The organism is Lysinibacillus sp. GW823-FHT06C08, assembly GCF_058795135.1.
This window is the reverse complement of record NZ_JBXAHN010000001.1, coordinates 439148-454138: the sequence shown is the minus strand read 5'-3', so window position 1 is coordinate 454138 and position 14991 is coordinate 439148. Positions and strand designations below refer to the sequence as shown.

11 protein-coding genes are annotated in these 14991 nt (G+C 39.5%); 2 read left to right on the top strand and 9 right to left on the bottom strand.

Annotated features, from left to right (window positions below):
* Window positions 1–34: 34 nt before the first annotated feature.
* The 5 genes from AC1Q6O_RS02020 to AC1Q6O_RS02000 form a co-directional block, all read right to left on the bottom strand.
* On the bottom strand, window positions 35–1198 hold the full coding sequence (locus AC1Q6O_RS02020; protein ID WP_492400891.1) for a DUF418 domain-containing protein: 1164 nt from the start codon (window positions 1196–1198) through the stop codon (window positions 35–37).
* An 83-nt stretch (window positions 1199–1281) separates the two neighbouring features.
* Complete coding sequence (addA, locus tag AC1Q6O_RS02015; RefSeq protein ID WP_089986727.1) at window positions 1282–4998, bottom strand: helicase-exonuclease AddAB subunit AddA; 3717 nt, start codon at window positions 4996–4998, stop codon at window positions 1282–1284.
* A 1-nt stretch (window position 4999) separates the two neighbouring features.
* Window positions 5000–8509 carry a helicase-exonuclease AddAB subunit AddB gene (gene addB, locus AC1Q6O_RS02010; protein WP_492400890.1) on the bottom strand — a complete coding sequence of 1170 codons (3510 nt, stop codon included), beginning with the start codon at window positions 8507–8509 and terminating at the stop codon, window positions 5000–5002.
* A 276-nt stretch (window positions 8510–8785) separates the two neighbouring features.
* A complete protein-coding gene (locus tag AC1Q6O_RS02005) occupies window positions 8786–9424 on the bottom strand; it encodes a TVP38/TMEM64 family protein (protein WP_008178779.1) in 639 nt (212 codons plus the stop codon).
* 11 nt (window positions 9425–9435) lie between these two features.
* Window positions 9436–9987 (bottom strand): helix-turn-helix domain-containing protein, encoded by a 552-nt coding sequence (locus tag AC1Q6O_RS02000; RefSeq protein WP_008178780.1) that lies wholly within the window; start codon window positions 9985–9987, stop codon window positions 9436–9438.
* Between the two features lie 125 nt (window positions 9988–10112).
* On the opposite strand from AC1Q6O_RS02000, the gene AC1Q6O_RS01995 reads away from it, so the two are divergent.
* Both AC1Q6O_RS01995 and AC1Q6O_RS01990 read left to right on the top strand, forming a co-directional pair.
* Window positions 10113–10847, top strand: coding sequence for an AzlC family ABC transporter permease (locus tag AC1Q6O_RS01995; RefSeq protein WP_008178782.1), 735 nt, complete (start codon window positions 10113–10115; stop codon window positions 10845–10847).
* On the top strand, window positions 10844–11170 hold the full coding sequence (locus AC1Q6O_RS01990; protein ID WP_036123398.1) for an AzlD domain-containing protein: 327 nt from the start codon (window positions 10844–10846) through the stop codon (window positions 11168–11170). The genes AC1Q6O_RS01995 and AC1Q6O_RS01990 overlap by 4 nt, the downstream gene beginning before the upstream one ends.
* 31 nt (window positions 11171–11201) lie before the next feature.
* On the opposite strand, the gene AC1Q6O_RS01985 is transcribed toward AC1Q6O_RS01990, so the two are convergent.
* The 4 genes from AC1Q6O_RS01985 to AC1Q6O_RS01970 all read right to left on the bottom strand — a co-directional run bounded on the left by AC1Q6O_RS01985 (window position 11202) and on the right by AC1Q6O_RS01970 (window position 14990).
* Window positions 11202–11423 carry a DUF2198 family protein gene (locus tag AC1Q6O_RS01985; RefSeq protein ID WP_008178785.1) on the bottom strand — a complete coding sequence of 74 codons (222 nt, stop codon included), beginning with the start codon at window positions 11421–11423 and terminating at the stop codon, window positions 11202–11204.
* Complete coding sequence (locus tag AC1Q6O_RS01980; protein ID WP_171365798.1) at window positions 11423–12604, bottom strand: PDZ domain-containing protein; 1182 nt, start codon at window positions 12602–12604, stop codon at window positions 11423–11425. The genes AC1Q6O_RS01985 and AC1Q6O_RS01980 overlap by 1 nt, the downstream gene beginning before the upstream one ends.
* Window positions 12605–12725: 121 nt before the next feature.
* Window positions 12726–14168: a S41 family peptidase gene (locus AC1Q6O_RS01975; protein ID WP_036123391.1), complete on the bottom strand. Its 1443-nt coding sequence runs from the start codon at window positions 14166–14168 to the stop codon at window positions 12726–12728.
* Between the two features lie 234 nt (window positions 14169–14402).
* Window positions 14403–14990, bottom strand: coding sequence for a redoxin domain-containing protein (locus tag AC1Q6O_RS01970; protein WP_008178790.1), 588 nt, complete (start codon window positions 14988–14990; stop codon window positions 14403–14405).
* Window position 14991 lies beyond the last annotated feature (1 nt).

Below are 14991 nucleotides of genomic sequence, written 5' to 3'. Positions count from 1 at the left end.
TTCATAGATTATGCATGTGAAGCGGAATATATTATCACATTTCTACTTTTTCCTTATACGTTAATTTACGCCATAAAGCCTCTAAAGGACCTTGCTTCCATTTTGTTAACCAAATTTCGGCGATGATCATTTGCACAACAATTATTCCAATGGCAATGAGTACGCCTGTTTCTACACTTATCTTCCCATACCAGCCAAAGCCAAATTGATAGAATAAACACGTGCCGATAATGGAGTGCATAATATACATCGTTAACGACATCCGTCCGATTTTACCAAAAGGACTAAGTAGCTTGGGTACAATTGGTAACAGGCAAAGTAGCACTATGACCGCGGCATAACCCACTGAAAGGATAGGACCACCTATGTATACCTTTAAATAATCAAATAAATACGTCCGTGTAAACATGATGGGTAAACTTTTGATCGTTATACCTATAATCACCCCAGTAATCGCAAGTGCTAGCCATAGCCATTTTAATTCTTTCGCTCGCTCTACTAGTCGCCATTTTGATGCAGCTGCCCCTATTAACATATACGGTAAAATAGTAAACAATGCCGCAAACCACATTCCTATACCTGCTTGTGTCGATAAGTCTGTTAAGCGTTGCATAAAAGCATCTAGCCAGTTTCCTGTACCGTAAGCTGTAATCGCCTTCTCTACAGATACAATATCTAAATAGTCATCCACCTTCGTATTAAATTGCATAATCCCAATGACAAATAACATAAAAACTTGCATCAAACCGTTAATCATAACTGCACTAACCACTAACCAAATAGGGCTTAAACGTAGTAAAAGCACTAAAAATATCCCACAAAAGGCGTACATCATTAAAATATCGCCCCACCATATTAGCACGGCATGTATGAAACCAAAGGTAAATAATACAGAAAGTCTACGTAATCCTAGCGTATAGAAATTTTGCTCACGACTTTGTGCTTTTTGCCACTGCATGGCAAGCCCATATCCAAATAGCATCGCAAACAGTGGGTAAAAGCTACTTTGTACATAAATATCTAAATTTTTTTGCCATACGATATCGGATGGTGTTGTAAACCAAGATGCTAAATCAATATGCGGCATTGGCAAATAAAAGGTATACATATTTACGAGCAAAATGCCTACTAAACTAATACCTCGTAAAATATCTAATGTTGCTAGTCGATCCTGCAACATTGTCGGTTTGAACTCCACAAAATAGCCTCCTCTTAAATAGCAGCTATGGTTGAAGCAGAGCAAGCAAAAAATTGTATCCTCCGCTTTTCCATAACAAAAACTTATGCCTGTACAGTTTGTTCATTATCGAATAAATACAGCACTTTATCGCTTACTTTAATTTGTAAAATGGACTCAATAGCCTCACTATAAACACGAAGCTGAACAGCATAACGCCCCATTATTTCTTTTGTCAGAGCGGGCTCCTTTGCAAAATGAGGCAAAATACGGTCTGTCTTATAATCTAGCAAGACCCAGTTGCCATATTCATCCTCAAACAAACAGTCGATAATCCCTTGGACGATTTGAGCATCCCCATCTTCATCTACTCTGCTAATAGTAAATGGCATTTCTCTACGAATCTGTCTTGCTTGCTTAAAGCGTTGCCCAATTTCGGTATGAAAGAAATGAAAAACTTTCGCTATAGGGACCACTTTTCCTTCTGCCTCTGTCAGTAGCTGTTTTGCTACTAAATCTGCTACAAAGCCTTTTACAGCTCCAATATCATCAAAGCCAAACTGTGGAATATGCTGCATCACTGTATGGACAGCCGTTCCTATTTCGGCACCTGTTAGCTGTTGATCCTGTAAAAATGTTGGTCGTGGTGCAATAGAAGCTGACGTCTGCTTAGCTGGAGGTGCAAAATAATATTCTGGCTCCTCCTGACGCTGTAAGTTTTCTATACGTTTAATTTCACTAACCGATGTTTTAGAACGTTTTCTTGTTGACTTTTGATACGTATACTGCGCTTGAAAGCGTGTCGTTATTTCGGATAAAAGCGCCTCGTCCTCTTGTGTTGTAAGGAGTTGTTGTATGTCATCATCAAATGGCTGTATATCATACGAATAATGTCTCGTATCAACCGGCTGTATCCACCAATGGGATGGGCTGTCCAATTCCTTATATGAAGTGGTAGCTTGAGAGGCAAAGTCACCATGCCTTGCCACGGCTGGACCAACCCAGTCTAGATAGCTATTAGCTCTTGCCCGCAAATATTCTTGAAGTGGGGCATCACTTGATATATTTTGCGCATCCTGCCAGTTGTCTCGCGTTTTCTCCCAATTTTTCACGGAACCCACTAAAATTAGACGCTCCTTCGCGCGTGTCATGGCAACATATAAGACACGCATTTCCTCTGCACGCATTTCCAGCTCTTTCTTCTCTTTCAGCGCCAAAAACGGTAATGAAGTATAAGTAATGCGATTTTCTGGGTCAATGGCCTTTACAGCTAGTCCAAAATCTTGGTCGAATAAATAAGGATTATGAAAATCCATTTTATTAAACGGACGTCCCATCCCTGCCACAAAGACTACAGGATATTCTAATCCTTTGGAGGAGTGAATGGTCACAAGGCGTACTACATCGTCCTTTTCACCAATTGATTTAGCCGTACCTAAATCATCCCCACGTGTACGCATCCGATCAATAAAGCGTAAAAAGCGGAAAAGACCTCGAAAGGCTGTTTGCTCATACATTAATGCACGATCATGTAAAATTCGTAAATTGGCCTGACGCTGCTTACCGTTAGGCATTGCGCCAACCATTTCATAATAATGTGTATCTAAATAAATTTTCCAAATTAAATCTGATAGTGACCCACGACGTGCTAAATCTCGCCAATTTTCAAAAGCTAGCATAAAGCGTTGAAGTTTTTCAAACGTAGTTGTCTGTATCTCTTGTCCTTCACTTCGGATAAATTGTCGTAGCGCATCATAGAAAGGTACCTTTGAATCAGCTAAGCGGATTTTAGCTAATTCATTTTCTGTTAAGCCAACAAACGGTGCACGCAGTACGGAAGCTAACGGGATGTCCTGATAAGGGTTATCTACTACCTTTAGGACATTTAACATAATCATGACTTCCAGTGCATCAAAATAGCCTTTGGACGACTCTGCATAGAGTGGAATACCTGCTAGCTTAAATTCCTCCACTAAATCTGTCGACCATGTCATAGAACGCATTAAAATAACAATATCACTATACTTCAACGGCCTTTCTGTCAGTGATTTCGTATCATAAACAGTTGTTCCATCTTCCATCATTTGTCGAATACGATCAATAATAAAACGTGCTTCATATTGTGACTTTTTTAATTCCTCTAGCTCAGTCGCTTCTTCCGTCTTATCCTCTTGCTCGTCTACCACTTCCTCATCCTGTGGAGGGTGCATTACGACAAGCTCAACAGGTACTTCTTTTTCATCATAGGGCGCTGCGGGCTTTAATGACGCATTGTCATCATAAAGAATTTCGCCAACACGCTCACCCATAATTTGTGCAAAAATATAGTTCGTCGCGTTCAATACCTCTTTACGACTACGAAAGTTAGCATTTAAATCAATACGCATGCCCGTTACCTCAGGCGTTTCCAAGAACTCACTATACTTCCTCATAAAGAGCTTAGGTTCAGCTAAGCGGAAACGATAAATACTTTGTTTGACGTCTCCCACCATAAACAGATTACCATCCTGTTCTTCCCCTGACTTGACAAGTTGTAAGATCGTTTCCTGTAGCATATTTGTATCCTGGTATTCATCCACAAGTACTTCTTTAAAACGTTTTTTCAAATCAAGTGCTACGGGAGATGGCTGTAGCTCTCCATCGATCTCGACTGTTAAAATTTGCAGTGCATAATGTTCTAAATCTGAAAAATCAATAATACCCCGCTCTAATTTGGCAAGTCGGAATTGCTCACTAAAAATCGTCGTCAATTCCACTAATGTGCCAATAATTGGCGCCATTAAGCGTATTTCTTCTAGCAATCGTGCGGGGGTGCGAATAAAATAGGTTTCTTTCATTTTATTCATAATTTTTTTCGCTGCTTCTCGCTTTTTCTTTGCAAGCTCCTGTAGCTCCACGTCTACTAAAGCATCCTTGGATACTCGTTTTAATGTAGACCATTTAACGGTCGCAAAATAATCAAAGAGTTCCTGCCATGTACCTTCCTGACTTATTCGAATCCCTTCCTGAATCATAGCAAAATCAATTTCTGCCGTTTCAGCATAGGGGGCAGGTCCATCGGGTTGGAGGGTGATTGCTCGCATTTCTGAAATTAGGACGAAGGCTTCCTCCAAACTATGTCGAACAGTCAATTTAACATAGTGAGATAGCTCTAAATCATCAATCGTCACTTCCTCTGCTAATTCATAAGCTTTTGGTAAACTCCTTAGCCATCTTTGAGGCTCTGCGTGTACACGAGAAGTATCGTAAAGCTTACTAATCAGCGTTTCAATCGCTTGATCATCTCGATCCGACGTAAAGCTATCCACAAGTCGATAAATAGCTTGTACCTGTGTCTCTTCTTCAGAATCATAGGCTCCTTCTAGAACATCCGCCACTATATCATCTCTTAATAAAGCTACCTCTGCTTCATTAGCAATACGAAATCCAGGATCGATGTCGAGCATATAAGCATATTGTTTAACAATCGCTAAACAAAAAGAATGCAATGTTGATATTTGCGCCTTATTAATAAGACTCAGTTGTCTTCTTAAATGATTGGAAGTTGGATTTTCTACTATAGCCTTTTCTAGAGCTTCTGACATTCGATGGCGCATTTCAGCTGCTGAAGCATTCGTAAAGGTCACCACCAGTAGCTCATCTACATTAATGGGATTGTCAGTAGCAATAACTTTTTCAATCATACGATTAATCAGTACCGCTGTTTTCCCGGACCCCGCCGCAGCCGACACAAGTGTATCTTGCCCACTAGCGTAAATGGCCTTCCACTGATCGTCTGTCCAAGAGACATTCGCTGGCTTTATAGGAATTGTTTGGACCATGCTACTCTATCTCCTTCCGAATTTTATCAACAATTTCATTTGGTTTCGCTTGCATCAACTGACGATAGTTTTGTTTACCATCGGATGGATCAAATTGGCAAACCGCGGCAAATTGACAATAGTCACAGGCCGTTTTGGATTTTAATTTATACGGGCTGATGGCAGTATCACCAGACAAAATCCCATTCCCTGCCTCCTGATGCTTACGACGTACGAAATGCTGGAGTCTTTTCATATCATTTACAGGCACAATGCGTGATTGCGATTCAGAAGGTGTTCCATCTTTTTTCATATAAACAGGGATAATTTTTGAGTGTCCACTACTTTCCTCTAACTGCTCGTCCATCGATAAAATGGACTCAGCATTCTCAGACAGCAGACCCTTCATTTTATATTGCTTTAACCGGTCCTCTTCTATTTCACTATCCGTCATATCCTTATCTAGTTTTAACATAGGATTATGGACATGAACATACAGTACCCCAGCTGGCTCCGTTTCCCCTGGAAGCCAATAGGAGCTATTTTCCATTGCCACATCTAAATAAGTAAGTACCTGTAAAGACAATCCATAATAAACCTCATTTAAATCTAAATCTCGAGCTGATGATTTATAATCAACAATCCGTAAATAAGAACGGTCATCTATCGTGGCACTATCGATACGATCAATACGACCTCGCATAAACATTTTTTTACCACTAGTCAAATCAATCTCAAGAGGTGGAAGCTGTTCATGTTGTCCTGGGCCAAATGATGCCTCTATCGCAATTGGCTTAAAGTGAGACACATTCGCATGCTGTGTCAATGCCATCATCGTGCGCTCCACAATTCGAATAAGCTTCCGCTGAATATAGCGATAACGCGCACTAGATAATAAAATTTGATGGGAGAAGACAGGAACAATTTGCTCTACTGCTTGACGTGCCAACTGTTTAATTTGCTGTTTTGTTAAACGAATCCAAGATAGCTGCAGTCGGTGAGTTTCCTCTGTTATCCACTTTAATGCCTCATGGAATAGATCACCCATTGCAAAGGTTTCTAATCGGTACTCCGCACGTTCCTCTAAACGTAGACCATACGTTGTGAAATGAGAAAATGGACATCTAAAATATTTCTCTATTCGAGATACACTAGATGTAAGTTTTTTCCCATATAGCTCTTGAGTTATATAGGTTTCCAATGGCTGTGCTTCATTTTTATGAGTAATCGGATAATGTACTCGATCAAAGATAAGTGCCCAGTAAGGGTCCTGCTGATAAAATTTTTGTAGCGCCAGCCATTCAGGTGCCAGTTCACGGCTATGCTCTGCCTGACGTAGTTGCACCATTAAATGGGCTAATGCAGTTCGTGGATGGCGTAAATACGGTAAAGCATTTCCATCTAATAATTCTATTGGATCCATTACAACCCGCTCCGCCTGAATCCCACTTAACAGACCAGCTGTTTGATCATTTCCGATGAATTTTTTTATATAAAGAGACGATAACAGTGCCTTTCCTTCTTCATCTGCTGTAGGATACGTCAAATAAAGCTTATCTGACGGTGTTGTGGCAGCACGATAAAATAAGAAATTCTCCTGTAATAAACGGTTAGAGGAGGTTGGTGCAAGCTCATAACCAATTTGACCAAACCATTCACGCTCTGTATCTGACAATAAACCTTCATATTCCATTCGAGTTGGATATACACCATCATTCATTCCTAAAACGAAGGCTGCTTTAATATTGGATAAACGAGCTAAATCAACCGTCGCTACCATAACCTCATCTAATGTTGGTGGAATGCGAGAAAATTCTAATGTATCAAAGCCTTCATCAAGAATTTTAGCCGCTTCCTCCACTGACATCTCCTGCTCGCCAAACATATAGACAAATTGATCCAATACATTGATCCATTCATTCCACGCTTGCTCATGTTCACTCGCTGCTAGTGCATCCCCCCGCTCAAGCTCACGATCCTTCATAGCTTGAAGCTTCTCATATACTTGTAATGACTCTACTAGCTCAAATAAAGCAGTGGCAACATCCTTACCCGTTGGCGCCGTACTCAGTTTGTCTTGAAACTCCTTTAAAGGCTGACGAATTTCGTCACGAATTGCCTCAATTTCTGCTTGCATTGCACGTTCCTCATCTGTTTGTACACGTGAATGGAACTCAAGCCCACGATACTTTTTATAAAACCACCGAGCCTCTTCAAACCAACGTTCACCATAGATTCCTTGCGCTAAGCAATAGTTTTCCAATCGATCAGCTCGCTCACGCCAAATAGTTAGCTCTGCTTGTAAGGGGAAAAACAAATCTGTTTTTACACTTCGAAATACAGGTTCATACTTCCAATTAGACGTCATGATTTCTAATGCCGAACGACTAAGCTCAATCAGAGGATGATGGAGCATTGTTTTTTTAGTATTTGTAAAAATAGGAATTTCATATTGTTGAAAAATACTTGTAATCAATGGGTCATAAAGTTCTGCTTGTCGATATAAAAGGACAATATCTTGATAACGATAGCCATCTTCTCTTGTTAACTTTGTTATTTCCCGGGCAATCGCGTGAACCTCCGCTCGACGATTCGATGCTTCAAACACCATTACATCTCCAGAAGTTTTTTTCGTTTGCGGCACCATATTAGCAAAATTTGCTTCCACATGTTGTAAATCTTCAGATTGGAATCTTTGAGTATAATAAAAATGTAAAGGTGCCTCGACGTCTATGCCCTCTTCATTTGCAATATCATGTAGTCGCTGATTCGTTAACGCTGCTTCATGAAAAAGAGCCTGTTCATCAAAAGCTTCGTCTATATGATCAAACGGAAGAACGACGGTTACCTGTTTAGTTACCTTAAGCAATTCTCGTACCAGCTCTAACTCTCGCACTGTGAAGGCTGTGAATCCATCAATATAAATGGTTGCTTGCTTCATTGTTTCGGCATACTTCAATTGCTCCGTTAATATCGGATAATAGCCCTCACTATCGACATATGTCGTACCAAGTCGTACTTCTAATGCCTGCAAAACGACATGTAAATCATTCGTTTTGGCTTGTAAGGTATTTGGCGCGTCAATCGCCTTTAAGGATTCTGTTACCTCAGCTAAAACAGAGCTATTGACACTATATCGACTAAATTCCTTTAAAAGTGTTTCAATTTCCTCCGTAAAACCACGTTTTCCGGCAGCTTGTCTAAATAAGGAGAACTCACTTTTTTGTTCCTCCAAAAGTTTACGAATCAGCATTCGATAACCATAGCCATTTACTTCTTTACGAGCAATACCACCTGTCTCCTGTAAAACAAGCCATGCTAAACGCTTAAACGTCATCACTTGCGCACGAATCAAGCCCTGCAAACCATGCTTATTCGTTAGCTCATATTCCGTAGAATAAGACATCTGGTCAGGAACAATGACAAAAATAGGTTGACCGAGTGGATCAGTCTTTAGCTGTTCAACAATTTCTTGATGAATAAATACGGATTTCCCTGTTCCCGAGCGTCCCGAAACAATTCGCAATGTCATTTCGTTTCCCCTCCTCTATAAATTACTGTCTAACTATTTTGACTGCACGTTAGCATCCATTCAATAATATATATATAGATTATTTTTTATCGTTTCTATCACTTAACCTGATTCCATTGTCAGAGTGACGCTATAAACATCAGTGATCCTCTAGCTTAAATTCTATCGAAAATAACTAGCAAATACTATCTATCAACCTTCGATAGACAATAAAAACCAATGATTCATTTCACAAAAAAACAGCCTCTTCAACAAATCAAAGAGGCTACAACTATTTTATCTTGCATGGTGATCCTGTTTTTTCGTCAAATTTCGCGCTTGTTTTAAATCTCTTTCTACACGAGCATTCAAACGCTTCTCAATTAGTTTACCAATAAACCATAAAATAACAATCGCAACTGCCGCAATTATTAATTTCACAGGGCTTGTTAGTAACGATTTTAAATCATATCCCAATACACTCATACCTAAAATCATCACGAATTTTCCTGCTAGTAAAACGACTAAGTAAAATTTTTTATGAATATGGGATAAACCCGCCACAATGTTCACAATGACAGAAGGGGTAAAAGGGAAACATAGGAGGACAAAAAGAGGGCTTATGCCATTCATATCCACCCATTTAATAAGTTTCTGTACTTTTTTACTGCCAGTTATAAATCGCAACCTTGGATGTTTACCAAAATGTCGAACAAGCAAAAATACCACGTATGATCCAGCCGCAGAACCCAACCAAGATAATAAAAATCCAAGCCATAAACCAAATGCACTTGCATTAGCTACAACGAACACCACTAATGGTAGGAATGGTAAAAACGCTTCTAGAAAAGGTAGCAGTAAACCAATGACGGGGCCAAGTGTTCGATACTGCGCCGCAACAAGTTCAATATTTTCTACTGTAAACCATTCTTTCACTATCGACACCTCTATTTATACTGTAAAATTAAATGAAAAATTGTTAACCCTTCAGATGTATTTCGATATTCATGGGGTTGATGCCCCGAGAATACTAGTGTATCCCCTTCATCCAGTAATTCATGCATATCTCCAGCAGAAATAGCAGCTTGTCCTTTGATAATCATGACAGTTTCCTCTACCCCTTCTGTGTGGGCTTCACTCCTACTAATGGCTCCAGGCTCCATTTCAACCTTGTAGAATTCCCAACCTCGTTCAGGATTATACGGAATAATCGAATAGACACGATAGCGTCCCTCATCCTCATCAACATGTGGGACATCCTTACCGCTGTAACGCATGAAATGAGCTGTTGGCGGCTGTAATAAAGAAGAAAATGAAATACGCATTCCAGCAGCTATTTTCCAAATGGTTGATACAGTAGGATTCGCTTCTCCCTTTTCTATTTGAGCGAGTTGCGCTTTACTAACGCCCGTTGCTTTGGCAACATCATCTAAGCTTAAATGACGTTGTTGTCTAATTTTCTTTAATTGAAAGGCTAAATTTCTGCTCATTTGTTCCATTTTTAATCACCAATTTTCTATTGTTTATTTTATCAGACATATGTATACTTTAATAAACATCAAGAACTATCAAACTATTCCATCAACAGTATACATGGAAATTTTTAAGAAAGGATGACCTATTTATGACAAGTACAACAGAGCTTCATCATGATCCGGCAACAAACTCTCCCAACGATAGCTTTATACAGGGCGTGAAGGATTGTGTACCTACTTTACTCGGTTATATTAGTATAGGACTTGCATTCGGTGTTGTAGGTTCCGCTTCAGGACTATCAGTACTGGAAATCGCCCTTTTAACCATATTGATTTACGCAGGCTCTGCACAATTTATTTTTTGTGCACTACTTTTAACAAGTAGTCCTGCTTCTGCTATCATTGTAACCATTTTTGTCGTCAATTTACGCCATTTATTAATGAGTTTAACATTAGCCCCTCATTTTACGCATTATTCCATGCTTAGAAATGTAGGCTTCGGTACTTTATTAACAGATGAAACCTTTGGGGTGGCTGTGACCAAGCAAATGCAAACCGGTAAATTATACGGTAAATGGATGGATGGGCTTAACTTAACAGCGTATATTTTTTGGATTTTATCTTGTGTCACGGGTGCCTTCTTAGGGCAATGGGTGGCAAATCCTGAACAATGGGGACTAGATTTCGCCTTAGTCGCTATGTTTGTCGCTCTTTTAGTTTTACAATTGAGTAGTGTCGGCAAAAGTAAAATCATGCATTATATTAAGTTAATCGGCTATATGGCTGTTATTATGTATGGTCTTTCTTATATAGTACCTTCACATGTGGCTGTTTTGCTAGCAACGGTGATCGTAGCAACTATTGGGGTGGTGACTGACAAATGACAACAACCGCTTATATGGTATGGCTGATTATTGGCTGTGCGCTTGTCACATGGCTACCACGTGTCATTCCGTTTATTTTTGTACGCAGTGTCACACTCCCGGATGTAGTGCTAAAGTGGCTTAGTTTTATTCCTGTTTGTATTTTAAGTGCTCTTGTCATCGAAAATTTAATCGATACCGAAAGTGGCAAAGTTGTGACTCTTGATTGGCCAGTCTTTATTACATTCGTGCCAACGCTAGTTATTGCGCTCATTACAAAAAGTTTATCTATTACTGTCGTTGCAGGAGTTATCATAATGGCAGCTGTGCGATTTTTCATGTAAAAAGGTCAGTCCCCACGAGGACTGACCTTGTTTATTTCTTCATTTTACTTGCTAACCAAAAGCCCACCGTTAATGAAAATGCATCTATAACGAAAATAATTGGTGGGGATGTATATCCTGCATATACTGAGGCAGCGATAAGCGCAATAGCCAATAATAGAGCAACATAGCGATTATACGTAATTCTTGTGAACAATAGCACCAATAAAGCAGGTATGAAGAGCGCCAACATCATTTTCCCAAAAACGTCCATTATATATCCCTCGGCTCAGCAAGTAGTAATCCAATTCGGTAATGATCATTACTATAAATGACATGCTGCGTTAAACGAATTTCATTGTTTCGATCTAGCACTTCGAGACGACAATGAGCGGCATTTAATTGTAATGCCTCGTATAATTCATTTTCTGTAAAAATAGAAACACCATTTACTTTCCGAATACATTCCCCTGCAAGTAAGCCCATTTTCTCAGCTGGCGAATCAGGAAACACTGCTGCAATAATTGCACCCTTTGTGCTAGGTGCTACCGCATAATGATCTGTTTTATCCTGCTGAGCATAATAGATGGAGATGATGATACGGATAATTGCTCCCAACCCAAGCGTCATATAACCGATCATTGGTTCAAGATATGCAGCCAGCCCCCCTATTAAAATAAGCTGTCCAAGTATAACTACAGAACGCCCAATTTTAGGAAATACTTGGGCAGGTAAATCCCTTCTTATCAGCTTCGAAAAGCCAATTACGAGTGGGAAAAAGATCAGTGCAAAGCTAGTATCCCCTATCGTAAACTGTGGCCAGTACGGGAATACAGCAGAAATCGCATCACCAGGCATAACAAAGAAAATAGGCAGTACCCAAACATTTCTTGAACGATAGACAATCGCCTGCATACCTCGTTTTGTTTTTTCCACGCAAGGTGTTGTGACCTTCATTGCTGCACGTCGAATTAAAAGACCTTCAGCAATAACACAAAGACCTACAAGAATAGAAATGGTAACGATAGCCCCATTCTCTAAATCGACACCTGCTAGGGAAATGTTCCACCAAGTAAAGGACCAGTTGTAGTAAGACATAGCCCATATTGCTAGCGTTGCTATACCCATTGTTAAAATAGGTGACAAAGCATTTAGGAAATACAATACGAGCCCTACTACCGAGACTGCTATTACAAGGATTAAAAAAACTTTTGGAACGGTAAGCCCTGCCGCCACACTAATTAGCGAAATAAGCAATGCATAAAGCCATCCATCTTTCCATTGTCCGACTAACTCTGTCCAGCCCCAAATAATCCGTCTATTAAAATATTTACGCTCCTGCTTTACGCGACGATAACCTAATAAAATAGCAAATATGATGGCTACATACAGTAATGGGTTGAGTAAAAAGCGGCCAATCGCTGTTACAATTTCTAATAATATATCACTAACCATACGAACACCCGCCGTTTCTATCTTGAATACTATGAATTTATTGTATCAAACGACTACACTCTTGCGTAGTACAAACTCATAGAAAGCTCTGTATTATGGTATTTTTGTTCTACTAGTGAGTTTATTGTTCGATTGCGTGTAGTAAAAAACTAGTTGCCATTTGGAATTGTTGGTCGTTTTGACGGTCTACTTTATAATTTTTTAATGTTTCATTCAAGCTATTAAAGAAGGTCGTATCCATATAAAATTCATCTTCTGCTAGTTTTAATTTTTTCTGTTTTCGATAAAGGTTAACCGCTTCAGCCGTTGTATCATCCATATAACCATCTAAGCGATCAATCTGATAGCCAAGTTTCTGCAAGGCATTTTGAGAATAAGAAATTTCCTCGCTCATATCGCCCACTTTAAACTTCCCTGTCAGAGGATGTAGTTGAAAAGCGAATAATTCATTTTGCTCGATTACTAAGCTTGCCTCAATGCCTTGCCCATGAATCCATTCACGTTTTGGTGTTAGCCATTTATTCGTGGATAATTTAAGCTCTCCGCCATTCGAAAGCTCCCATGATTCCTGTACAGTTCCTTTCCCAAAGCTCTTCACCCCAACAAGAGAAGCACGCCCCCAGCTTTTTAAGGCTCCGCTCAATACTTCACTTGCAGAAGCACTTCCTTGATTTTGTAAAACAACAATCGGAATTTTGTTCATTTTTTCTAAATATTTTTCATCGATACCTTTTGTTTGTGTTTTTAATGGTTCCATAGCACCTTCAGCATTTTGCATATATGCAAATACCTTGCCACTATCTAATACTGTGCTTAGTAGCGCTGCGACGCTATGTAAATACCCCCCTGGATTATCACGAACATCAATAACAATTCCTTCAACATCTTTCCGAAGTAATTTACTTGTTTCAGCAACCCATTCATTTGCCGTCTTCTCACCAAACAGTGAAATCGAAACATAGCCAATTGCTGTATCCTCTACTTTTACAACTTCACTTGAGACAGTCTTGTTAGAGATCGCAGCCCGCTCCATTGTCATCTTAATATGCTTATCCTCACTTGGACGGTAAACAACAATGGTAACCTTCGTCCCCTTCTCCCCTTGAATTAAATGCATCAATTCGCTCATCGTTTTACCATCTACACGAACACCATCAACTTGTACAATTTCATCGAGTGAACGCATTCCAGCCTTCTCTGCTGGTGATGAACGAACAGGGGAAACTACGATAAATTTCCCTTTATTTTCTGAGAGTTCAATCCCAATACCTACTCTTTCTTCAGCTAGCATTTGTCGATGTTGCTCAGCCTCTTCCTTGGAATAATAAGTGCTGTAAGGGTCCTTAATGGCATCTGCCATACCACGAAGGGCTCCTTCCACCAAAGCATCCTTTTTTGTACTGTATACTGATTTTTCTTCAATGAGGGTTATGGCCTCACCAATTGTGTCAACCTCCGTAACAGGCTCCTTTTTATCACCAATATTAAACCAATCAAAGTAAATACCACTGCCTACCACTAAACTACTAAGTAGGACACCGACACCGGCCGTTAATTTGCGCAAATCTTCCCTCCTCCGTCTCTTTTACTGTATGACACTATTTTTTCAAACATACAAGATTAGTTTTCAAAATTATGATTTGAGGAGATACTTTCTATCACTTTGTGAGCAATCGGCATTACTCTGTGGAAATGTAAAAAAACTACTATGCATGATGAGATTCCTCATCACGGTGTCACCGTAAAATAAAAAAATCTGCTCGTTTCTACGATAGAAACTGAACAGATTTTTTATGAATTAATCTAATGCATCTACATATTCTTTTAACATATCCACGTCCATTGGTCCTTTAATGGCACGTTGAATATAGCCGTTTGAATCAATAAAATAAGTTGTCGGAATGGTGATAATTTGGTAGTCTGAGCCTGCTGAATTTTCAGGATCCAACAAAATTGGGAATGTTAGCTCAAAGCTATCTCTAAAAGTCATCACCGTATCCACTTTCGCATCCGCTGTCACATCACGCTCAGCTGATGTTAAATTGACAGCTACGATTTCTACATTTTTTTCTTTGCCATATTTATCATAGAAACTTTGCATATGGGGCATTTCTGCCTTACATGGTGGACACCATGTCGCCCAGAAATTTAATACAACCTTCTTTCCACGAAGATCACTTAATGTGATATCTTCCCCATCTAAGCTTGTTAATGTAAAATCTGGCGGTGTATCTCCATTTCCTAAACCAATTTCTCGCTCCCCTATATCCTTGCCAAGAGCAGATTTTTCAATCGCTCTGTCTTCATTAATTTGCTGTCTAACATATGTACCAATCATCGCAACTACTAAAAGCACGACAATCAGTAGTCCAATATTTTTTTTCATT